At 71.3% G+C, this 22605-nt stretch carries 17 protein-coding genes and 1 tRNA gene; 12 read left to right on the forward strand and 6 right to left on the reverse strand.

What is annotated here, in order from left to right; genetic code table 11:
• Positions 1-61: 61 nt before the first annotated feature.
• Complete coding sequence (locus tag AB0M97_RS04630; RefSeq protein WP_365959249.1) at positions 62-1849, reverse strand: lytic transglycosylase domain-containing protein; 1788 nt, start codon at positions 1847-1849, stop codon at positions 62-64.
• Between the two features lie 374 nt (positions 1850-2223).
• Here AB0M97_RS04630 and AB0M97_RS04635 point away from each other — a divergent pair, with 374 nt between their 5' ends.
• A complete protein-coding gene (locus AB0M97_RS04635) occupies positions 2224-3078 on the forward strand; it encodes a DUF4184 family protein (RefSeq protein ID WP_365959250.1) in 855 nt (284 codons plus the stop codon).
• Here the strand turns inward: AB0M97_RS04635 and AB0M97_RS04640 are convergent.
• Positions 2999-3589, reverse strand: coding sequence for a hypothetical protein (locus AB0M97_RS04640; RefSeq protein WP_365959251.1), 591 nt, complete (start codon positions 3587-3589; stop codon positions 2999-3001). The two genes, AB0M97_RS04635 and AB0M97_RS04640, sit on opposite strands and share 80 nt — an antisense overlap.
• 419 nt (positions 3590-4008) lie before the next feature.
• Positions 4009-6735, reverse strand: a complete 2727-nt coding sequence (gene polA, locus AB0M97_RS04645) for a DNA polymerase I (RefSeq protein ID WP_365959252.1) — start codon at positions 6733-6735, stop codon at positions 4009-4011.
• A 264-nt stretch (positions 6736-6999) separates the two neighbouring features.
• On the opposite strand from polA, the gene AB0M97_RS04650 reads away from it, so the two are divergent.
• From AB0M97_RS04650 to AB0M97_RS04690, 9 genes are all read left to right on the forward strand, one after another.
• Positions 7000-9279, forward strand: a complete 2280-nt coding sequence (locus AB0M97_RS04650; RefSeq protein WP_365959253.1) for an FdhF/YdeP family oxidoreductase — start codon at positions 7000-7002, stop codon at positions 9277-9279.
• Between the two features lie 54 nt (positions 9280-9333).
• Entirely contained in the window at positions 9334-9822 is a 489-nt protein-coding gene (locus AB0M97_RS04655; RefSeq protein ID WP_365959254.1) for a hotdog fold thioesterase, read from the forward strand.
• Between the two features lie 302 nt (positions 9823-10124).
• On the forward strand, positions 10125-10532 hold the full coding sequence (locus tag AB0M97_RS04660; protein ID WP_365959255.1) for a hypothetical protein: 408 nt from the start codon (positions 10125-10127) through the stop codon (positions 10530-10532).
• Positions 10529-11134 carry a Tat pathway signal sequence domain protein gene (locus AB0M97_RS04665; protein ID WP_365959256.1) on the forward strand — a complete coding sequence of 202 codons (606 nt, stop codon included), beginning with the start codon at positions 10529-10531 and terminating at the stop codon, positions 11132-11134. Before AB0M97_RS04660 ends, AB0M97_RS04665 begins: the two co-directional genes overlap by 4 nt.
• 286 nt (positions 11135-11420) lie before the next feature.
• Positions 11421-12653 (forward strand): branched-chain amino acid ABC transporter substrate-binding protein, encoded by a 1233-nt coding sequence (locus AB0M97_RS04670; protein ID WP_365959257.1) that lies wholly within the window; start codon positions 11421-11423, stop codon positions 12651-12653.
• A gap of 112 nt (positions 12654-12765) precedes the next feature.
• Entirely contained in the window at positions 12766-13698 is a 933-nt protein-coding gene (locus AB0M97_RS04675; RefSeq protein WP_365959258.1) for a branched-chain amino acid ABC transporter permease, read from the forward strand.
• A gap of 5 nt (positions 13699-13703) precedes the next feature.
• A complete protein-coding gene (locus tag AB0M97_RS04680; RefSeq protein ID WP_365959259.1) occupies positions 13704-15533 on the forward strand; it encodes a branched-chain amino acid ABC transporter permease in 1830 nt (609 codons plus the stop codon).
• A 5-nt stretch (positions 15534-15538) separates the two neighbouring features.
• Positions 15539-16447 (forward strand): ABC transporter ATP-binding protein, encoded by a 909-nt coding sequence (locus tag AB0M97_RS04685; protein ID WP_365959260.1) that lies wholly within the window; start codon positions 15539-15541, stop codon positions 16445-16447.
• Positions 16444-17160, forward strand: a complete 717-nt coding sequence (locus tag AB0M97_RS04690; RefSeq protein ID WP_365959261.1) for an ABC transporter ATP-binding protein — start codon at positions 16444-16446, stop codon at positions 17158-17160. The genes AB0M97_RS04685 and AB0M97_RS04690 overlap by 4 nt, the downstream gene beginning before the upstream one ends.
• Positions 17161-17276: 116 nt before the next feature.
• On the opposite strand, the gene AB0M97_RS04695 is transcribed toward AB0M97_RS04690, so the two are convergent.
• On the reverse strand, positions 17277-17936 hold the full coding sequence (locus tag AB0M97_RS04695) for a response regulator (RefSeq protein WP_365959262.1): 660 nt from the start codon (positions 17934-17936) through the stop codon (positions 17277-17279).
• 99 nt (positions 17937-18035) lie between these two features.
• Between AB0M97_RS04695 and AB0M97_RS04700 the strand changes: the two genes are divergently transcribed.
• Positions 18036-18110: transfer RNA gene (locus AB0M97_RS04700), tRNA-Leu, on the forward strand.
• Between the two features lie 86 nt (positions 18111-18196).
• Here the strand turns inward: AB0M97_RS04700 and pyk are convergent.
• Positions 18197-19633 carry a pyruvate kinase gene (gene pyk / locus AB0M97_RS04705; protein ID WP_365959263.1) on the reverse strand — a complete coding sequence of 479 codons (1437 nt, stop codon included), beginning with the start codon at positions 19631-19633 and terminating at the stop codon, positions 18197-18199.
• Positions 19634-19876: 243 nt separating this feature from the next.
• Entirely contained in the window at positions 19877-20599 is a 723-nt protein-coding gene (locus AB0M97_RS04710; RefSeq protein WP_365959264.1) for an SIMPL domain-containing protein, read from the reverse strand.
• Positions 20600-20746: 147 nt separating this feature from the next.
• Between AB0M97_RS04710 and AB0M97_RS04715 the strand changes: the two genes are divergently transcribed.
• Positions 20747-22549 (forward strand): 5'-nucleotidase C-terminal domain-containing protein, encoded by a 1803-nt coding sequence (locus AB0M97_RS04715; RefSeq protein WP_365959265.1) that lies wholly within the window; start codon positions 20747-20749, stop codon positions 22547-22549.
• Positions 22550-22605 lie beyond the last annotated feature (56 nt).

A 22605-nucleotide genomic window follows, 5' to 3' on the forward strand; every position in this document is an offset into this window, starting at 1 on the left:
GGCCACGCGCGCAGGGCGCCCCGGCATGAAACAGCGGGGCGCCCTGCGGCTTCGTGGCGGGTTACGCGCTCGGGCTCGGGCTCGGCGACGGGTCGGCGGAGGGGCTGGTGGACGGGCTCGGCGACGACGTCTCGGCGGCCGTCACGGTCAGCTCGACCGTGACGGTGGCGCCGCCCGCGGTGGTGACGCGCAGCAGGAACGTGCCGCTGGTGTCGTCCGCGTAGAGCTTCGGCAGCGTCAGCAGGCCGTTGGCGTCCGTCTTCAGGCCGCTGAGGCTGCGGATCGCCCTGCCCCCGGCGTCCTTGAAGTACGGGCCCTTGTCGTTGACGGTCGGGTCGTCCGCGGACTTGACCAGGGTGGCCGTGGCGGCGACGCCGTCCGCGGCGGCTCCCTTGTAGGTGGCCTTCACCCCGACCTGCTGGGCGAACTCGCCGCCCGCGGTGCAGGTGAAGGCGGTGTTGTCGGTGCGGGTCAGGGCGTCGGCCGCGCGTTCGGTGACGGAGGCCGAGTAGTCCAGGCCGGGGACGAGGCGGCCGACGACGGTGGCGCGGACCGTGAAGGCGCCCGTCTTCTCACCCGCGCGCAGGCCGGGCGAGACCGCCACGCCGGAGCTGTTGGTGACGACAGTGGCGACGCTCTCGCCGTTGGAGAAGGTGGCGTCGGTGGAGCCGACGATGGTGAAACGTATGCGCACCGCGGCGACCGCCTTGCCCTCCCGGGTCTCGGCGCGGGTGCTGACCCGCTCGGTGAACGCGTCGCCCGCCATCGCGGTGAGCCTGTCGGTCCCCGCGTCCTCCAGGTGGTGCACCGTGTCGGTGGGCGTGGGCGACGAGGAGGGCGGCGGAGTCGGCTTCGGGCTCGGGGTGCCGGGCGGGGTGGGCTTGGGGCTCGGGCTGCCGCTGCCGGGCTTGTCGGACCCGCCGGGCTTGTCGGACCCGCCGGGCTTGTCGGACCCGCCGGGCTTCGGGGTGGACGGGGCGGCCGGCGCCGACGGCCGGGTGCTGGGCCCGGAGCCCTGCTTGTCGTCGCTGCGGCCCACCGGCAGGGTGCCGGTGCCGTCCGGGATCTCGTGCGAGCCCTTGCGGTAGTACTCCAGCCACGACAGGACCGTGTGCAGGTAGTCCTGGGAGTAGTTGTAGCTGAGGATCGCGCGGCTCAGGTCGGCCTGCACGGACAGGTCCCAGCCGTTGCGGCACAGGTAGTGGCCGGCGGCGAGGGCCGCGTCGTAGATGTTGTTGGGGTCCTTCTTGCCGTCACCGTTGCCGTCGCGGCCCGCCCACGCCCACGTGGACGGGATGAACTGCATGGGGCCGACGGCGTTGTCGTAGCTGCTGTTGCCGTCGTGGACGCCGTTGTCGGTGTCCCGGATGAGCGCGAAGCCGTTGCCGTCGAGCTGCGGGCCGATGATCGGGCTGAGCGTGGTGCCGTCGGCGCGGACCCGGCCGCCGCGGGCCTGGCCGGACTCCACCTTGCCGATGGCGGCGAGGAGTTCCCACGGCAGGTTGCAGCCGGGCTTGGCCTCGCCGAGTGCGGCGGCGGCCTTCTGGTAGGCGTCGAGGACGGTCGCGGGGATGCCGGCCTCGGCCGAGCCGGGCGGGACGGACGAGCCGTCCGTCGGCGACGGCTTCGGGCTGTTCAGCGGCGGCAGGTCCGTGTAGTAGGGCGAGTTGCCGGTCGCGCTGTCGGCGTTCGCCTCGGGTGACGGCGTGGTGTCGGCGGTGGACTGTCTGCCCTGGTCCCCCGGTGTGGCACCGGGAGCCTGGGACGCTGCCAGGGCCGCGACCGCGACCGCGGCCACTGCGGTGGTAGCCGCTCCCTTGCGCAGTCTCCTGCCGAAATGCGCCGTCATGGAGTGAACCCCTCCCGTGGACGCCGGAGCGCCCGTCGCTGCCTGGTGTACTCGCCTTGTTGTGACGGTCGGCCCGCCGCGCCGGTTGCCCTCGTGGAGCCGAAACATTCCGGCTCGCTGCGGACCCGTGGTGCCTGTGTGCAGTTGTGCCGCTGTTCGCGCGGTTTGTTCCCTGCGGTCGGCGTGCTCCCCGGGCACGGCGACCCAGGTGACCCTACGACAACTTGGGTGCGCCGGACACCCGTTCGTGCCCGGTTTTCCCCGGGTTGGCCGCCCTGTGGACAACCGGCGGGGCGGGCCGCGGGGCACGCATACTGGGCACAGGCGATCTTCGGGGCCGGGGGTCTCGTCAACGACTGTTTCGAGGAGCCGAGTTGCCTTTCACTCTCAGCCATGCGGCGGCCGTGCTGCCTGCCGTGCGCACCGACGGGACGGGGCGCGGGCCGTTGGTCCCGGCCGTCCTCGTGGCGGGTTCGTTCGCTCCCGACATGACCTATTACGCGGCGAGTGTGCTGTCCGGGGCGATGGAGTTCGGGGACGTGACGCACTCCTTCTGGGGTGTCCTCACGATCGACGTGGTGGTCGCCTGGGCCCTGGTGGGGCTGTGGCTGCTGGTGCGGGAGCCGCTGGTGGCCCTGCTGCCGCGGGCGAGACAGGCGCGGGCGGCCGCTCTGACGCGGTGCGGGGCGCCACGCGCGCGTGTCACCCGGTCGCTGGTGGCGCGGTGGTACGTGTCGGCGGTGCTGGGCTCCTTGACGCATGTCGTGTGGGACGCGTTCACGCATCACGACCGGTGGGGGATACGGGTGTTTCCCGTGCTCGGCAAGGAGGTGGCCGGCTCGCCGATGTACTGGTACGTGCAGTACGGCGGCTCGGCGGTGGCCGCCGTCGTCATCGCCGCGTTCCTGCTGTTCGCGTTGCGGCGGGCGCCGCGGGGCGAGGCGGTCGGGGTGGCGGCGCTGTCGGTACGGGACCGCTGGCTGGCCGGTGCGGTGATCGGCGGTTGCGCGGTGGTGGCCGCGGTGCAGCGGGCGTCGCGGTGGTGGGCGTACTGGAGGTCGGTCGCCGAGCCGTGGGAACTGATACCGACGGTGTGCTTCGGGGCGGGCGCGGGCCTCGTCCTGGGGGTGCTGCTGTACGCGGCCGGGGTCAGGCTGTGGCGTCCGGTCCCGGTCGGCGGTCGTCCCGGCGGCGTCGGTGCGGAGCCGGACCGTACGGGCGCCCGGTGACGGAGTCCGGGGCCGCGACGAAGACGGTGACCGTCTGCACGGGGCGGGGTCTGGGCAGCGCGGCGAGGGCGAGCGCGAGGTAGCCGCGGACGAGGTCGGTCCACTGCCGCCACGGGGGTGTCTCGCCGGGGCGGGATGCCGAGCGGAGCAGAGTGCGCGCCAGGTCGGCCCACTGGCGCCAGGACCCGGTGTCCCCGGGAGCGCCGGGGCGGGACTCGGAGCCGCGGAGTGCCAGGTCGAGCCGGCCGAGGGCGAGGTTCGTCCACTGCCGCCACAGCGGGGGGTCGCCGGGGCGGGAGGCGTCGCCGAGGGCCATGGCGCGCAGGGCGGGGTCGCGGGGGGTGAGCCGGCGTCGGAGGTCCTCCGCCGTGCACCGGAGGGCGGAGGTGAAGGTGGCGGGGACGCGGACGGTGCTTGCGGTGGCCGCGGAGGGCGGGAGTGGCACGCGGGTGCGCGCGCCGGCGTTCGCCTGTGCGGGCGCCGTCCGGCGGTGGAGCATGCGTATACCCATGCCCGCATCCTGACCGGCGGGGTGGGCGGGGGCGTTTTCGCGGGGGCCAGGCGAGTGACGCCCTCCGGGGGTGGGCGGTGCGGAGCGGGGGTGCGGTGTCGGGCCGCAGGGGGCGAAGGGCGGGGGATGCGGTGGTGCGCAGGTGACCGGGGTTGCCGTGGGCGTGGGGTGGGATGCGCGGCCCGGCGCTGTCGGGTTGCCGCCCACCCACCCTCCCCAAGCTCCCGGCTTCGCCCGGGCCCGGGGGGACCCCCAACACGCCAGCGGCACGATGGCCCGCGGCTTGCGACGGTCAGCCGCCTGCGAAGCCCGAGTACCGCACCCCGGCGTGGGAAGCGCCCGCCACTGCCCAGCCCGGCGACGCCCTTCCATGCACGCCCCCGGCGTGGAAACCCCCGCGCCCCCATCCCCGCCGAGGGCTAATGCGCTGCCGACTCCCAGTCCCGGCCCGCGCCCACCGAGACGCCCAGGGGCACTCGGAGGGTGACGGCGTTGGACATTTCGCGGCGGATCAGTTCCTCTGCGGTGGCGCGCTCGCCGGGGGCGATCTCCAGGACGATTTCGTCGTGGACCTGGAGGAGCATCCGGGACTTCAGGCCGGCCTCGCGCAGCGCCCCGTCCACCCTCAGCATCGCGATCTTGACGATGTCCGCGGCCGTCCCCTGGATCGGCGCGTTGAGGGCCATGCGCTCGGCTGCCTCGCGGCGCTGGCGGTTGTCGCTGTTGAGGTCGGGGAGGTAGCGGCGGCGCCCGAAGAGGGTCGCCGTGTAGCCGGTCGCCCGCGCCTCGTCGACCACGCGGCGCAGATAGTCCCGTACGCCGCCGAAGCGCTCGAAGTACGCGTCCATCAGGGCGCGGGCCTCGGCCGCCTCGATGTTCAGCTGCTGGGAGAGGCCGAACGCGGACAGCCCGTAGGCCAGGCCGTACGACATCGCCTTGATCTTGCGGCGCATTTCGGCGTCCACGGCGCTCTGCTCGACTGAGAAGACCTGCGCGGCGGCGGTGGTGTGCAGGTCCTCCCCGGAGGTGAACGCCTCGATGAGGCCGGCGTCCTCCGACAGGTGGGCCATCACGCGCAGCTCGATCTGGCTGTAGTCCGCGGTCATCAGGGACTCGAAGCCCTCGCCGACGACGAAGCCGCGGCGGATGGCGCGGCCCTCGTCGGTGCGGACGGGGATGTTCTGCAGGTTCGGGTCGGTCGACGACAGTCGGCCCGTCGCGGCGACGGTCTGATTGAACGTCGTGTGGATGCGGCCGTCCCCGGCGATCGTCTTGATCAGACCCTCGACGGTGACGCGGAGCTTGGCCTGCTCACGGTGGCGGAGCATGATCACCGGCAGTTCGTTGTCCGTCTGGGTGGCCAGCCACGCGAGAGCGTCGGCGTCCGTGGTGTAGCCCGTCTTGGTCTTCTTCGTCCTCGGCAGGCCCAGCTCGCCGAAGAGGACCTCCTGGAGCTGCTTGGGCGAGCCGAGGTTGAACTCGTGCCCGGCCGCCGCGTGCGCCTCCTTCACCGCCTGCTGCACCGCTCCGGCGAACATCTGCTCCATGGCCTCCAGGTGCGCCCGGTCGGCCGCGATGCCGTGGCGCTCCATCCGGGCCAGCAGTGCGGAGGTGGGCAGCTCCATGTCGCGCAGCAGGTCGGCGGCGCCGACGTCCTGGAGCCGGCTCTCGAACGCCTCGCCCAGGTCGAGGACCGCGCGGGCCTGCACCATCAGGGCCTCCCGCTCGGCGTCCTCGTCGGTGCCGAAGGCGAGCTGCCCGTCGGCCGCCGCGGCGGGCGCCAGCTCGCGGTGCAGGTACTCCAGGGACAGCGCGTCCAGGTCGAAGGAGCGGCGGCCGGGCTTGACCAGGTAGGCGGCGAGCGCGGTATCCATGGTCACGCCGCCGACGGTCCAGCCGTGCTCGGCGAAGACCCGCATGGCGCCCTTGGCGTTGTGGAAGACCTTGGGCCTGGCCTCGTCGGCCAGCCAGGACGCGAACGCCTTCTCGTCGGCCTCGTCCAGCTGCGCCGGGTCGAACCAGGCGGCGGCCCCACCGGGCGCGGCGAGCGCGACCTCGGCCACCGAGCCCGCGCCGAGCGCCCAGGTGTCGACGGTGGCGACGCCGAGCGTGCCCGTGCCGTGCTCGGCCAGCCAAGGGGCCAGCTCACCGGTGCCGAGGACCGCGCCGTCCAGCTCCACGCCGTCCGTGACGACCGGGGTGGTCTCGGCCGCCTCGGCCCCCGGGTCGACGGCGAAGAGGCGCTCGCGCAGGGAGGGGTTACGGATCTCCAGGGTGTCCAGGATCATCGCGACCGTCTTGCGGTCGTACGGGACGCGCTCGAGGTCGGCGACCGTCTTCGGCAGCTCCACGTGCCGCTCCAGCTCGGTGAGCCGGCGGTTCAGCTTGACGGCCTCCAGGTGGTCGCGGAGGTTCTGCCCGGCCTTGCCCTTGACCTCGTCGGCGCGCGCGACGAGGTCCGCGAACGAACCGAACTGGTTGATCCACTTGGCCGCGGTCTTCTCGCCCACGCCGGGGATGCCCGGCAGGTTGTCGGACGGGTCGCCGCGCAGCGCGGCGAAGTCGGGGTACTGCGCGGGTGTCAACCCGTACTTCTCGAAGACCTTCTCCGGGGTGAACCGGGTCAGCTCCGAGACACCCTTGGTCGGGTACAGCACCGTGGTGTGCTCGCTGACGAGCTGGAAGGAGTCGCGGTCGCCGGTGACGATCAGCACCTCGAAGCCGCGGGCCTCGGCCTGGGTGGCGAGCGTGGCGATGACGTCGTCGGCCTCGTAGCCCTCGACGGCGAACCGCTGCGTCCCCATCGCGTCCAGCAGCTCGCCGATCAGTTCGACCTGGCCCTTGAACTCGTCCGGGGTCTTGGAGCGGTTCGCCTTGTACTCCGTGAACTCCTCGGAGCGCCAGGTCTTGCGGGAGACGTCGAAGGCGACCGCGAAGTGCGTGGGCGCCTCGTCGCGCAGCGTGTTGGCCAGCATCGACGCGAAGCCGTAGATCGCGTTCGTCGGCTGGCCCGTCGCGGTCGTGAAGTTCTCCGCGGGGAGCGCGAAGAACGCGCGGTACGCCAGCGAGTGCCCGTCCATGAGCATCAGGCGGGGGCGGGTGCCGCCGGGGGTGGTCTCGGTCTTCTTCGATGCTGTCTCTGCCACGTCCCCGATCCTGCCACGTGCCACTGACAGCCGGGTCCTGCCACGGGCCGGCGGCTGCCCTCCCCGGCACTCGCACGGCACCGCGAGCCACCGCACGGCACCGCAAGCCACCGCCCGACATTGATCGGCCTCGCACGGCATGGCACAGCGCGGCACCGCCCGCGTTCCCGTCCACCGGGCCCCTGATCAATGTCAGTGCCGCGTGCGAGGATCGGAGACGTACCTCACACACGCCTCACACACGCAGTCGGAGAGGAGCGTGCGATGGCCACGAAGCCGCCCAAGGGCGATCCGGTCCAGGACGCGCCGCAGGTCGCCGAGCCGAAGCACGTGGCGGTCGGCTTTCGCGCGATCAGGAACAGCCTGCGCATGGCCCAGCAGCAGATGGGGGCGAAGCGCACGGCGCTGACACTGCTGCGTGTCAACCAGAAGGACGGCTTCGACTGCCCCGGCTGCGCCTGGCCCGAGCCGGAGCACCGCTCGCCGGCGGAGTTCTGCGAGAACGGCGCGAAGGCGGTGGCCGAGGAGGCCACGCTGCGCCGGGTCACTCCCGAGTTCTTCGCGGCGCACCCGGTCGCCGACCTCGCCGGCCGCAGCGGCTACTGGCTCGGCCAGCAGGGCCGGCTGACGCACCCCATGTACCTGCCGGAGGGGGCCGGGCACTACGAGCCGGTCACCTGGGAGCGGGCGTTCGACATCGTCGCCGAGGAGATCGCGGCGCTCGGCTCGCCCGACGAGGCGGTCTTCTACACGTCGGGGCGCACCAGCAACGAGGCCGCGTTCCTGTACCAGCTGTTCGCGCGTGAGCTCGGCACGAACAACCTGCCGGACTGCTCCAACATGTGCCACGAGTCGTCGGGCTCGGCCCTGTCGGAGACGATCGGCGTCGGCAAGGGCAGTGTCCTGCTGGAGGACCTCCACCAGGCCGACCTGATCATCGTCGCCGGGCAGAACCCGGGCACGAACCACCCGCGGATGCTGACCGCCCTGGAGAAGGCCAAGGCCAACGGCGCGCGGATCATCAGCGTCAACCCGCTGCCGGAAGCCGGGCTGGAGCGCTTCAAGAACCCGCAGACCGCCAAGGGCCTGACGGTGGGCGCCGCGCTCACGGACCTGTTCCTGCAGATCCGCATCGGCGGCGACCAGGCCCTGTTCCGGCTCCTCAACCAGCTGATCCTCCAGACGCGGGGCGCGGTCGACGAGGCCTTCGTCCGCGACCACACGCACGGCTTCGAGGGATTCGCCGCGGCGGCCCGCGCGGCCGACCCGGACGAGCTGCTCACCGCGACCGGGCTCAGCAGGGAGGACGTCGACAAGGCGCTGACCATGGTGCTGTCCTCCGAGCGGACGATCGTCTGCTGGGCGATGGGCCTGACCCAGCACAAGCACTCGGTGCCGACCATCCGCGAGGTGGTGAACTTCCTGCTGCTGCGCGGCAACATCGGCCGTCCGGGCGCGGGCGTGTGCCCGGTGCGCGGGCATTCGAACGTGCAGGGCGACCGCACGATGGGCATCGTCGAGCGCCCGGCCCCGGCGTTCCTCGACGCCCTGGAGAAGGAGTTCGGCTTCGCTCCCCCGCGCGAGCACGGCTACGACGTCGTACGGGCCATCCGGGCGCTGCGCGACGGCGAGGCGAAGGTGTTCTTCGCGATGGGCGGCAACTTCGTGTCGGCGTCCCCGGACACGGAGGTCACCGAGGCGGCGATGCGCCGGGCCCGGCTCACGGTGCATGTGTCGACGAAGCTGAACCGCTCGCACGTGGTCACGGGCGCGCGTGCGCTGATCCTGCCCACCCTCGGCCGCACGGAGCGCGACGTGCAGGACGGCGGCGAGCAGTTCGTGACCGTCGAGGACTCGATGGGCATGGTGCACGCCTCGCGGGGGCGTCTGGAGCCCGCGAGCCGGCATCTGCTGTCGGAGCCGGCGATCGTGTGCCGGCTGGCCCGGCGGGTGCTGGGCGCGGACAGCCGGGTGCCGTGGGAGGAGTTCGAGAGGGACTACGGGGCCATCAGGGACCGCATCGCGCGCGTGATCCCCGGCTTCGAGGACTTCAACGCGCGCGTGGCCCGCCCCGGCGGCTTCGTGCTGCCGCACGCCCCGCGCGACGAGCGCCGTTTCCCGACGGCCACCGGCAAGGCCAATTTCACGGCGGCGCCCGTGGAGTTCCCCGAGGTGCCCGAGGGCCGTCTGCTGCTGCAGACGCTGCGTTCGCACGACCAGTACAACACCACCATCTACGGTCTCGACGACCGCTACCGGGGCATCAGGAACGGCCGCCGAGTGGTGCTGGTGCATCCCGAGGACGCGCGCGAGCTGAAGCTGGCGGACGGCTCGTACGTGGATCTCGTCAGCGAGTGGAGGGACGGCGTGGAGCGGCGGGCGCCGGGTTTCCGGGTCGTGCACTACCCGACGGCGCGCGGCTGCGCGGCGGCCTACTACCCGGAGACCAACGTCCTCGTCCCGCTCGACGCCACCGCGGACACCAGCAACACCCCGGCCAGCAAGTCCGTCGTGGTCCGTCTGGAACAATCGGCGACCGACTGAGCGATTGCTCAGCCGACGCAGAGCCGTCCCGACCACGACGAAGGAGCCTGGCCCATGGGCGAGCAGCAGCACGTGAAGTTCCCGCAGGAGGTCATCGACGAGTACGCCGCGCTGGGCGTGGACCTGCGGGCGCTGTTCTCCGCCGGGCACCTCGGGACGCGGATGGGCGTGCAGATCGTGGAGGCGTCGGCCGAGCGGGTCGTCGGGACGATGCCGGTGGAGGGCAACACCCAGCCGTACGGGCTGCTGCACGGCGGCGCCTCGGCGGTGCTGGCCGAGACGCTCGGCTCGGTGGGCGCGATGCTGCACGGCGGCAGTGCGAAGGTCGCCGTCGGTGTCGACCTGAACTGCACGCACCACCGCGGGGTGCGCTCCGGCCTGGTGACCGGTGTGGCGACGCCGGTCCACCGGGGACGCAGCACCGCGACGTACGAGATCGTCATCAGCGACGAGGAGGAGCGGCGGGTGTGCACCGCCCGCCTCACCTGCATGCTGCGGGACGCCCATCCGGGCGACACCGCACCGACCGGCCCGACCGGCTGACCCGACACCCGCCCCGGCGACACCGCACCACCCGGCCCGACCTGCTGAACCGACACCCGCCCGGGCGACACCGCACCGACCGGCCCGACCGACCGGACACCCGCCCGGGCGACACCGCACCCACCGGCCCGACCGGCTGACCCGACGCCCGCCCGGGCAACGGCACACCGGCCGCCCCGGGCGGCGCGACACGCCGCGCACCCCCGGCACACCACCCCACGCCCCACACCACCCCACGCCCTCCACCACCCTCATGCCCCCGCGCCTGGCCCACCCACCCCCGCACCCCCTAACGTCGGCACATGGCAACGGCAGTTCTCCGTCCGGCAGCGGCGCTCGCGCTCGTGGTGCTGCTCACCGGCTGCGGGGCGGCACAGCCGGCCCGGGACGGCAGCGCCACCCCGCCCCCAGGGACCCCGGCCCCCCGGACCACCTCCCCCGACGACCTGTGCGCCCGCATCGTCGGACACTGGTCCCGCGAGGTCCTGAACGGCGACGCCTACGGGGACTACCAGTCGATGGGCCTGTCCAACGGCCAGTACGAGATCCTGCGCGCGGTGGTCGACGCCGCGCGGGCCGAGAAGCGGCGTGCCGGGGCACGGGCCGCCGACGCCCTGATCGACCGCAGGGCCGCGGCCGGGTGCGCGGAGCTGTACCGCACCGGCACGCCCGCCACGCCCGGCACGTCCGGCAAGGGCCCCTGGCAGTGAGCGGCATCGGCCCCGTCGAGCCCGGGGAGGGCACGCACGGCCCGCCGCCCTCCCCCCGGCGGTTCCGTGGCGCGCCGCGGGGCCGCCTCGCCGCCCTCTGCGGGCGTCACCGCCGCGCCGCCCTCGCGGGCGCGACGGCCTTCGTCCTGCTGGCGGGCGGCGGATACCTCTACGCCACGCGCCCTCGGCCGCAGCCGGCGCCTCCCCCGCCCCATCCCGCGCAGGTCGTCGAGGTCGACTACCTGGACCGGGCGGTGCCGCGCGGCGGCGGGCGGCGGGCCTTCGGCTTCGAGGTGCTGCTCGGCGTGGCGTCCGGCCCGCCGGTCACCGTGACCCGGATCGGACAGCCGTACGCGGGGCTTTCCGTGACATCCGCCCCGCGGACCCCTTTCCGGACACGGGCGGGTTCTCCCCGCAGGATCGCCATCACGATGAGAGTGACGGAATGCGGAAAAGTGCCGAAGAGCGCCGGGCTCCCTTTCCTGGACGTAACTCTACGTAATGCACGGGCAATACAAGTGCATAGTTTCCTCCTCGGTCCGCGTTACGCGCGGCATCTCTCGGAGGCCGTTCAGGTAGCCTGCAGCAACAGTTCTGTGTAATCATCAAAACCTGGAACGCGCCTGAATGACCGCGCCGGGTCCTGGGCGTTCTCACCATGTGGACGGTACGAATCAGCCTCAATTCGTCCGTTCCACCCGCTGAGTACCGCTCTGCATTACCTCGTGTCATAACAAGAGCGTCACAGCATGGCGCAGACACTCCTCCACGTTCCCCTCACACGCCTAGAGTCACGCCCAGTCACCGCGCCCGACGGATTTCATCTCCGCCCCGCGCTCGACTCGGCCGTTTCCACCGGGAAGCGGCTGCCAGGGGAAAGGACTGATCGTGCGTCAACGTTCGCTCATCGCCATCACCGCCGCGCTGGCGGCGGGAGCACTCACACTCACCGCCTGCGGCTCGCGCGACGACGACGGCGGCGGCTCGGACTCCGGTAGCGGCGGCACCACCGTCGTCATCGGCGTCGACGCCCCGCTGACCGGCGACCTGTCCGCGCTGGGCCTCGGCATCAAGAACTCGGTGGACCTCGCGACGAAGGTCGCCAACAAGGAGAAGTACGTCGAGGGCGTCACCTTCAAGATCCAGGCGCTCGACGACCAGGCGCAGCCCTCCTCGGGCCAGCAGAACGCCACCAAGCTCGTCGCCAACAAGGACGTGCTCGGTGCCGTCGGCCCGCTGAACTCCTCCGTCGCCGAGTCCATGCAGAAGGTCTTCGACGACGCCAAGCTGGTCCAGGTGTCGCCGGCCAACACCAACCCGGCCCTCACCCAGGGCCCGGACTGGCAGACCAAGAAGGTCCGCCCGTACAAGTCGTACTTCCGCACCGCGACCACGGACGCCATCCAGGGCCCGTTCGCCGCGCAGTACCTGTACAACGACTCCAAGAAGCGCAAGGTCTTCGTCATCGACGACAAGAAGACCTACGGCGCCGGCCTGGCCGCCACCTTCACCGAGGAGTTCAAGAAGCTCGGCGGCAAGGTCGTCGGCACCGAGCACATCAACCCCGACACCAAGGACTTCTCCGCGGTGGCGACCAAGGTGAAGAACTCCGGCGCGGACGTCGTCTACTACGGCGGCGAGTACCCGCAGGCCGGCCCGCTCAGCAAGCAGATCAAGGCCGCCGGCGCCAAGATCCCGCTGGTCGGCGGTGACGGCATCTACAGCGCCGACTTCATCAAGCTGGCCGGCGCCAGCGGCACCGGTGACCTGGCCACCTCGGTCGGCGCGCCGGTCGAGGAGCTGCCGTCCGCCAAGGAGTTCGTCGCGAACTACAAGGCCGAGGGCTACAAGGAGGCGTACGAGGCCTACGGCGGTTACTCCTACGACTCGGCGTGGGCGATCATCGAGGCCGTGAAGGCGGTCGTCGAGGACAACGACGGCAAGCTGCCGTCGGACGCCCGCGAGAAGGTCACCGCCGCCATGCAGAACGTCTCCTTCGACGGTGTGACCGGCAAGGTCTCCTTCGACGAGTTCGGTGACGCCACGAACAAGCAGCTCACCGTGTACGCCGTGGAGAACGGCGACTGGAAGGCCGTGAAGTCCGGCACCTACACCGGCTGAACCAGCCCGCACCACCGATGAGCCGCGCGGGGCGCCGCACCACAGGCGCCCCGCGCGGACTCGCATCCGGCCCCATCCGTCGAACTTTTCCGAACGTCTCGGAGGACATGCGGTGAACGAACTGCCGCAGCAGCTGGTCAACGGCCTGCTACTGGGATCCATGTACGGGCTGGTCGCCATTGGCTACACAATGGTCTACGGCATCGTCCAGCTCATCAACTTCGCCCACGGCGAGATCTTCATGACCGGAGCCTTCGGCGCGCTCACGGTCTACGTGTACGTCCTGCCCGGCGGCACATCCATGTGGATCGCCCTGCCGCTCATGCTCATCGGTGCCGCCCTGGTCGCCGCACTGGTCGCCGTGGGAGCGGAACGATTCGCCTACCGGCCCCTGCGCACCGCCCCCCGCCTCGCCCCGCTCATCACCGCCATCGGCCTCTCGCTGGCCCTCCAGCAGGCGGTGTGGGCCTGGTACCCCGAGGCCAAGTCCGCGCGCACCTTCCCCAGCATCCCCGGCGGCCCCTTCCACATCGGCGACGTGACCATCCAGACCGGTGACGTGTTCCTGCTGATCGCGGCCCCCGTCAGCATGGCGATCCTGGCGTACTTCGTGATGCGCACCCGCACCGGACGCGGCATGCAGGCCACCGCGCAGGACCCGGACACGGCCAAGCTCATGGGCGTCAACACCGACCGCATCATCGTGGTCGCGTTCGCCCTCGGCGCCGTGTTCGCCGCCGTCGGCGGTGTCGCCTACGGCCTGAAGTACGGCCAGATCGACTTCCGGATGGGCTTCATCCTCGGTCTGAAGGCCTTCACCGCGGCCGTCCTCGGCGGTATCGGCAACATCTACGGAGCCATGCTCGGTGGCGTGGTGCTCGGCATCGCCGAGTCGCTGTCCACCGCGTACATCGCCGACATCCCCGGCATGGACAAGTTCGGCAGCCAGTCCTGGGCCGACGTCTGGGCCTTCGTACTCCTCATCCTCGTGCTCCTGTTCAGGCCCCAGGGCCTGCTCGGCGAGCGAGTCGCGGACAGGGCGTGACACCGATGACCACACAGATCACCGCAGCCAAGACCCCCGGCACGCCCGCCGCGGGCGCCCCCAGGGGACTCGTCGGCATCCCCGAGAACATCGGCCGTGCCCTCGCCACCGGCGGTGGCGTCCTCGCCGTCCTCTCGACGTTCCTCGCCTGGACCTGGACCTCCGCCTTCCCCGGCGACCTCACCGTCTACGGCTACCCGGGCGGCCTGCAGGTCCTCGTCCTCATCGGCGGCGCCCTGACCGCCCTGTTCGGCCTGTCCTCGTACGGGGTGAAGGGCCTGCGCTGGCTGACCCCCGCGGGCGCCGACAGCGCGCTCAAGCTCGCCGCGCTCGGCACCTTCGCCACCGCCTGGTTCACGGTCATCGCCATCAGCAGCAAGCTCGGCGGCGTCGTCAACCTGGAGCCCGGCGGCTACGTCGTGGCCGCGGCCACGCTCGTGGCGCTCATCGGCGCGCTCGCCCTGCCGTTCACCTGGCCGGAGCCCGAGCCGATCGACCCCGACGACAGCGCGTGGGAGCAGTACCGCCACACCCTGCGCTCCCGGCTCGCCGTCTACCGCGCGGCCTTCGCCGGCGGCACCCCCGCCAAGCCCGCGATCACACTGCCCGCGTACGCCGAGATCCTGATCATCGTCGCGGCCCTCGCCCTCGGCCTGACCGTCTTCACGTACGGCATCGGCACCGAGTACGACGAGCTGTTCATCGGCTTCCTGATCACCGCCGGCTTCGCCTTCGCGGCCATCGCCAAGGCCGGACTCGTCAGCCGCGTGTCCGCGATCACCGCCAAGCACCGCGTGGTTACCATGGCCGGCGCCTTCGTCGCCGCCGTGGCCTTCCCGTTCACCCAGTCCGACGACCAGTACGCCACCATCGGCGTGTACATCCTGATCTTCGCCACGGTCGCCCTGGGCCTGAACATCGTCGTCGGCCTCGCCGGCCTCCTCGACCTCGGTTACGTCGCCTTCCTCGGTGTCGGCGCCTACACCGCGGCCATGGTCTCCGGCTCGCCCTCCTCGCCGTTCGACGTGCAGCTGCCGTTCTGGGCCTCGGCCCTGCTCGGCGCGGCCGTCGCCATGGTCTTCGGCGTCATCATCGGCGCCCCGACGCTGCGCCTGCGCGGCGACTACCTGGCGATCGTCACCCTCGGCTTCGGTGAGATCTTCCGGATCACCGTCCTCAACATGGACGGCACGTCCGGACCGGACATCACCAACGGCTCCAACGGCATCTCCTCGATCCCGAACCTCAACATCCTCGGGTTCGACTTCGGGCAGGAACACACCATCGCCGGGTTCACCATCGCCCGGTTCGCCAACTACTTCCTGCTGATGCTGCTGGTCACGCTGATCGTGGTCGTCGTCTTCCGGCGCAGCAGCGACTCCCGGATCGGCCGCGCCTGGGTCGCCATCCGCGAGGACGAGACCGCGGCGCTCGCCATGGGCATCAACGGCTTCCGGGTCAAGCTCATCGCGTTCGCCCTGGGCGCCGCCCTGGCCGGCCTCGCGGGCACCGTGCAGGCCCACGTCACCTACACGGTGACCCCGGAGCAGTACCAGTTCGCCCACGTGGTGCCGCCCAACTCGGCGTTCCTGCTGGCGGCGGTCGTCCTCGGCGGCATGGGCACGATCCTCGGCCCGCTCGTCGGCGCCTCGCTGCTCTACCTGATCCCCGCCAAGCTCCAGTTCCTCGGCGACTACCAGCTGTTCGCCTTCGGACTCGCGCTCGTGCTGCTGATGCGCTTCCGTCCGGAAGGCCTCATCCCGAACCGGCGACGCCAGCTCGAATTCCACGAAGAGGCGCCGGCGCCCGCAGTCCTCAGCAAGGCAGGGGCCTGACCACGATGACTACCGACACCACCACCAAGGGCACCGCCCCCGGCGTCACGCCCGGCGAGACCGTGCTCGACGCCCGCGGCGTCACGATGCGCTTCGGCGGCCTGACGGCCGTACGGAACGTCGACCTCACCGTCAACAGCGGCGAGATCGTCGGCCTCATCGGGCCCAACGGCGCCGGCAAGACGACCTTCTTCAACTGCCTCACGGGCCTCTACATCCCCACCGAGGGCGAGGTCCGCTACAAGGGCAACGTCCTGCCGCCCAAGTCCTTCAAGGTCACCGCGGCCGGCATCGCCCGCACCTTCCAGAACATCCGGCTGTTCGCCAACATGACGGTCCTGGAGAACGTGCTGGTCGGCCGCCACACCCGCACCAGGGAGGGCCTGTGGTCCGCCCTGCTGCGCGGCCCCGGCTTCCACAAGGCCGAGAACGCCTCGCGTGCCCGCGCCATGGAACTCCTGGACTTCGTGGGTCTGGCGAGCAAGGCCGACCACCTCTCCCGCAACCTCCCCTACGGCGAGCAGCGCAAGCTGGAGATCGCGCGGGCGCTGGCGAGCGAGCCGGGCCTGCTGCTGCTGGACGAGCCCACGGCCGGCATGAACCCGCAGGAGACCCGGGCCACCGAGGAACTCGTCTTCGCCATCCGGGACCAGGGCATCGCCGTCCTGGTCATCGAGCACGACATGCGGTTCATCTTCAACCTCTGCGACCGCGTCGCCGTCCTCGTGCAGGGCGAGAAACTCGTCGAGGGCGACTCCGCCACCGTGCAGGGCGACGAGCGCGTCGTCGCCGCCTACCTCGGCGAGCCCTTCGAGGACGCCCCCGGCGACGAGGAGGCCGCCGAGGTCCGGGCCGCCGAGGCGAACGCCGACAACAACTCGGACGCCGCGCCCGGCAAGGAGAACGACCGATGACCGCACTGCTCGAAGTCGAGGACCTGCGAGTCGCCTACGGCAAGATCGAGGCCGTCAAGGGCATCTCCTTCACCGTCGAGGCCGGCCAGGTCGTCACCCTCATCGGCACCAACGGCGCCGGCAAGACGACGACGCTGCGCACGCTGTCCGGCCTGCTCAAGCCGGTCGGCGGCCAGATCCGGTTCAACGGCAAGTCGCTGAAGAAGTTCCCCGCGCACGAGATCGTCTCGCTGGGGCTCGCCCACTCCCCCGAGGGGCGGCACATCTTCCCGCGCATGACCATCGAGGACAACCTGCGCCTCGGTGCCTTCCTGCGCAACGACAAGCCGGGCATCGAACAGGACATCCAGCGCGCCTACGACCTGTTCCCCATCCTCGGGGAGCGCAGGAGGCAGGCCGCGGGCACCCTGTCCGGCGGTGAGCAGCAGATGCTGGCCATGGGCCGCGCGCTCATGTCCCGGCCGAAGCTGCTGATGCTGGACGAGCCGTCGATGGGCCTGTCGCCGATCATGATGCAGAAGATCATGTCGACGATCGCCGAGCTGAAGTCCCAGGGCACGACGATCCTGCTGGTCGAGCAGAACGCCCAGGCCGCCCTGTCGCTGGCCGACCGGGGTCACGTCATGGAGGTCGGCAGCATCGTGCTGTCGGGCTCCGGGCAGGACCTGCTGCACGACGAGTCGGTGCGCAAGGCGTACCTCGGCGAGGACTGAGCCCCCGCCCCGCACGACGACGCGGCCCGCGCTCCCGGAAAGACCGGGGCGCGGGCCGCGCGTCGTACACCGGGGCCGGACGGGCTTCGGCTGCCGCCGGCCGTGCCGGACCGGCCTCAGCCGCCGGACTTGGAGGACTTCTTCTCCTCGCTGTCCTGGATGACCGCCTCGGCGACCTGCTGCATCGACATCCGGCGGTCCATCGACGTCTTCTGGATCCAGCGGAAGGCCGCCGGCTCCGTCAGGCCGTACTCGGTCTGCAGGATGGACTTCGCGCGGTCGACCAGCTTGCGGGTCTCCAGCCGCTGGGAGAGGTCGGCGACCTCCTTCTCCAGCTCCTTCAGCTGCGTGTAGCGCGAGACCGCCATCTCGATCGCCGGGACGACGTCGCTCTTGCTGAACGGCTTCACCAGGTACGCCATGGCCCCCGCGTCCCGCGCGCGCTCCACGAGGTCGCGCTGCGAGAAGGCGGTGAGCATGAGGACCGGCGCGATCGACTCCTCGGTGATCTTCTCGGCCGCGGAGATGCCGTCGAGCTTGGGCATCTTCACGTCCAGGATCACGAGGTCCGGCTTGTGCTCGCGGGCGAGCTCGACGGCCCGCTCACCGTCACCGGCCTCGGCGACGACGCGGTACCCCTCTTCTTCGAGCATCTCTTTCAGATCGAGCCGGATCAGGGCCTCGTCCTCGGCGATGACGACTCGGGTCGTCACCGGAGGAACGTGCGACTTGTCGTCGTCGGACACGTCTACGGGCTGGGGCGACTCGGCGGTCACGGGGGCTCCTCGTTCGGGGCAGGGGTACTGCTGACAAGAGCCTACCTAGCTACGGTAAGGTGGACGCGCGGAGGGTCCGGGACACCTTGGATTCCGCGAGCCCCGGTAGCCCAATTGGCAGCAGGCAACGGATTCAAAACCCGTACAGTGTCGGTTCGAGTCCGACCCGGGGCACTTTTCCTGCGATTCCAAGGTCACCGCTCAGCAAGCGGATACCACAGCGGGCCCCTCGTGCGAGGGGCCCGTTTCTCGTTGTCCCGCTAGGCGCTTGCGCCCCGCTCCCCCATGTGGTGGACGTGGACCATGTTGGTCGAGCCCGAGACGCCGGGTGGGGAGCCTGCCGTGATGATGACCGTGTCGCCCTTTTGGCAGTGGCCGTGTTCCAGGAGCAGTTCGTCGACCTGGTCGACCATCGCGTCCGTGGAATCCACGTGCGGGCCGAGGAAGGTCTCCACGCCCCAGGTGAGGCTCAGTTGGGAGCGGGTCGCCGGATCGGGGGTGAAGGCGAGCACCGGGATCGGTGAGCGGTAGCGGGACAGGCGGCGGGCGGTGTCGCCCGACTGGGTGAAGGCGACCAGGTACTTCGCGCCGAGGAAGTCGCCCATCTCGGCCGCGGCGCGGGCCACCGCGCCGGCCTGCGTGCGGGGCTTGCTGCGCTCGGTCAGCGGCGGCAGGCCCCTGGCGAGCATGTCCTCCTCGGCGGCCGCCACGATGCGGGCCATGGTGCGGACCGTCTCCACGACGTGCTTGCCGACGCTGGTCTCGCCGGACAGCATCACCGCGTCCGCGCCGTCGAGCACCGCGTTGGCGACGTCCGAGGCCTCCGCCCGCGTCGGGCGGGAGTTGTCGATCATCGAGTCGAGCATCTGCGTGGCGACGATGACCGGCTTGGCGTTGCGCTTCGCCAGCTTGACCGCGCGCTTCTGGACGATCGGCACCTGCTCCAGCGGCATTTCGACGCCGAGGTCGCCGCGGGCCACCATGATGCCGTCGAAGGCCGCGACGATCTCCTCGACGTTCTTCACCGCCTGCGGTTTCTCGACCTTGGCGATGACCGGGAGGCGGCGGCCCTCCTCGTCCATGATGCGGTGCACGTCCTCGATGTCGCGCCCGCTGCGCACGAAGGACAGCGCGACGACGTCGAAGCCGGTGCGCAGGGCCCAGCGCAGGTCGGCCTCGTCCTTGCCGGAGAGGGCGGGGACGGAGACGGCGACGCCGGGGAGGTTGAGGCCCTTGTGGTCGGAGACCACGCCGCCCTCGATCACGGTGGTGCTGACGCGGGGCCCGTCGACGCCGGTGACCTCCAGGCACACCTTGCCGTCGTCCACGAGGACGCGTTCGCCGGGGGTGACGTCGCCGGCGAGGCCGCGGTAGGTGGTGCCGCAGCCGTGGCGGTCGCCCTGGGCGCCCTCTTCGACGGTGATGGTGAAGGTGTCGCCGCGTTCGAGCAGTACGGGTCCCTCGGCGAAGCGGCCGAGCCTGATCTTCGGGCCCTGAAGGTCGGCGAGGACACCGACGCTGCGGCCGCACTCGTCGGCGGCCTTGCGGACCCGCCGGTAGCGCTCCTCGTGCTCGGCGTGGCCGCCGTGGCTGAGGTTGAAGCGGGCAACGTCCATTCCGGCCTCGACCAGGGCTTTGATCTGGTCGTACGAATCGGTGGCGGGACCCAGGGTGCAGACGATTTTCGCTCGGCGCATGAGGCGAGCCTAGGGCTTACCGGCCGGTAGGCCATTGGCCGTGTATGACTACTCAACGAGCTTTGGATGAAGGGCTGTTGACAACTGTTGAATTGGGCACCGGGGCGCTCCGATGAGCATTCCGGCCGTCTTCCCGGTGCGTTGAGCCGGCCTTCCCATTCGGCCACGCGGACCTGCGCGCGGTGAATTGCGGGAAAAGGGCGGAGAATGGGTGACGACCCGAATACGCGTTCCCGGAAATTCTCACAGGCTCGGCGGGGCCATCGTGAACCGCGCCTCGACCTCGGCGCTCACGTGCTGGCGCCGGGGTTGCAGATCGAGGGGTGCGGCCGGCGCGTCCTCGGCTGCCGCGGCGTAGGACAGGGAGCGCGTGCGGCCGGACGGCGGGTGGGCCGGAGGTCCCCCGGCGCCGACGTCGGCGAGTTCCACCAGGGCGGTGAGGGTGGTCCCGAGGGCCTCGGCGTACTCGCGGGCGCGCTGCACCGCCTCGCGCACGGCCTGCTGCCTGGCCTGCCGGTGGGCGGGCGAGCCGGGGCGCAGGGCCCACCAGGGGCCGTCGACGCGGGTCAGGTCGAGGTCGGCGAGGCGGGTGGTGAGGTCGCCGAGGGCGGTGAAGTCGGTGAGTTCCGCGAGGAGGTGGACGGTGCCGTGGTAGGTGCGGACGCGTTCACCGCGGCCGTGCTCGGCGAGTTCGGGCGTGATGCTGAACGCGCCGGTCTCCAGGCGTTCCACCGCGTCTCCGCAGGACCGCACGAGGTCGAGGGCGGTGGCGTTGCGGCGGGTGAGGTCGTCCAGGGTGCCGCGGCGGTCTCGGCCGTGGGCCCCGACGGTGATGCCGATGCGGGCGATCTCCGGGTCGACCTCCAGGTGGGCCTCGCCGCGCACGGCGAGGCGCGGGGCGCCGGGGGTGCCGTAGGGCACGGCGGGCGGCGCGGCGGCGTCGGACGGGGTGTCAGCAGTGGCCATACGCCCCACTCTGTCACCCCTTCGCCCGCTGCGGCGCCTCTCCGGCAGGGGGTGGTCACCGGATCGCAACCTGCCGGGCCTGTTGCCGCTCGTCGTGTCCGGGTCAGAATCTACGCGCGTTGTCGACTGTCCCCGAGGAGAACCGCCATGCCGCTGGACCGCCGCAAGTTCCTGAAGAAGTCCGCCGTGACCGGGGCGGGGGTGGCGCTGGCGGGCGCGGCGGCACCGGCCGCGCGGGCCGCCGGGGAGACGGCCGCGCGGCCGGGCTCGAAGCGGTACTCGCTGACCGTGATGGGCACGACCGACCTGCACGGGCACGTCTTCAACTGGGACTACTTCAAGGACGCGGAGTACTCCGACGCCAAGGGCAACGCGCAGGGCCTGGCCCGTGTCTCGACGCTGGTCAAGCAGGTCCGCGAGGAGCGGGGCCGCCGCAACACGCTGCTGCTCGACGCGGGCGACACGATCCAGGGCACGCCGCTGACGTACTACTACGCGAAGGTCGACCCGATCACCGCCGAGGGCGGTCCGGTGCACCCGATGGCGCAGGCGATGAACGCGATCGGCTACGACGCGGTGGCGCTCGGCAACCACGAGTTCAACTACGGCATCGAGACGCTCAGGAAGTTCGAGGAGCAGTGCGACTTCCCGCTGCTGGGTGCCAACGCGGTGGACGTGAGGACGCAGAAGCCGGCGTTCCCGCCGTACTTCATGAAGACGTTCCGGGTGCCGGGCGCGCCGCCGGTGAAGGTGGCGGTGCTGGGGCTGACGAACCCGGGCATCGCGATCTGGGACAAGGCCTATGTGCAGGGCAAGCTGGAATTCCCGGGTCTTGAGGAGCAGGCCGCGAAGTGGGTGCCCAGGCTGCGGTCGATGGGCGCGGACGTGGTGGTCGTGTCGGCGCACTCGGGTTCGTCGGGCACGTCGTCCTACGGTGACCAACTGCCGCACGTGGAGAACGCCGCGGCGAACGTGGCGCGGCAGGTGCCGGGCATCGACGCGATCCTGGTCGGCCACGCGCATGTGGAGATCCCGGAGCTGAAGGTCGTCAACGAGCAGACCGGCCGGACCGTCGTACTGTCCGAACCGCTGTGCTACGCCGAGCGGTTGACGCTGTTCGACATCGAGCTGGTGTTCTCCAAGGGCCGCTGGGAGGTCGAGTCGGTGGCCGCGTCGCTGCTGAACGCGAACACCGTGGCCGACGACCCGGAGATCTCCGCGCTGCTGCACGACGAGCACGCGAAGGTCGTGGAGTACGTCAACCAGGTCGTCGGCACCGCGACGGCGCCGCTGTCGACGGCCGAGGCGCGGTACAAGGACGCGCCGGTCATCGACCTGATCACCAAGGTCCAGGAGGACGTGGTCAGGGCGGCGCTGGCGGGCACCGAGTACGCGGCGCTGCCGGTGCTGGCGCAGGCGTCGCCGTTCTCGCGGACGTCGCGGATCCCCGCGGGCGAGGTGACGATCCGCGACCTGTCCAGCCTGTACGTGTACGACAACACGCTGGTCGCCAAGCTGATGACGGGCGCCCAGCTGCGCGCGTACCTGGAGTTCTCGGCGGAGTACTTCGTGCGGACGGCGCCGGACGCGCCGGTCGACGTGGCGAGGCTGACGAACGCGAACGGCCGGCCGGACTACAACTACGACTACGTGTCGGGCCTGTCGTACGACATCGACATCGCGCAGCCGGCCGGTGCGCGGATCAGGAACCTGACGTACCACGGCGCCCCGCTGTCCGACGGGCAGGAGTTCGTGTTCGCGGTGAACAACTACCGGGCGAACGGCGGCGGCGCGTTCCCGCACGTGGCGTCGGCGAAGGAGCTGTGGGCGGAGTCGACGGAGATCCGCACCCGGATCGCGGAGTGGGTGACGGCGAAGGGTGTGCTGGACCCGGAGGACTTCGCGTCGGTGGACTGGCGTCTGACGCGCGAGGGCACGCCGGTCTTCTAGTCCCACTCCCCGGGTCCCGTCCGTGACGCGGTTCTCGCCCCGCGGACGGGACCCGG

The sequence above is a fragment of the Streptomyces sp. NPDC051207 genome (genome assembly GCF_040682395.1).
Classification (GTDB): Bacteria; Actinomycetota; Actinomycetes; order Streptomycetales; family Streptomycetaceae; genus Streptomyces.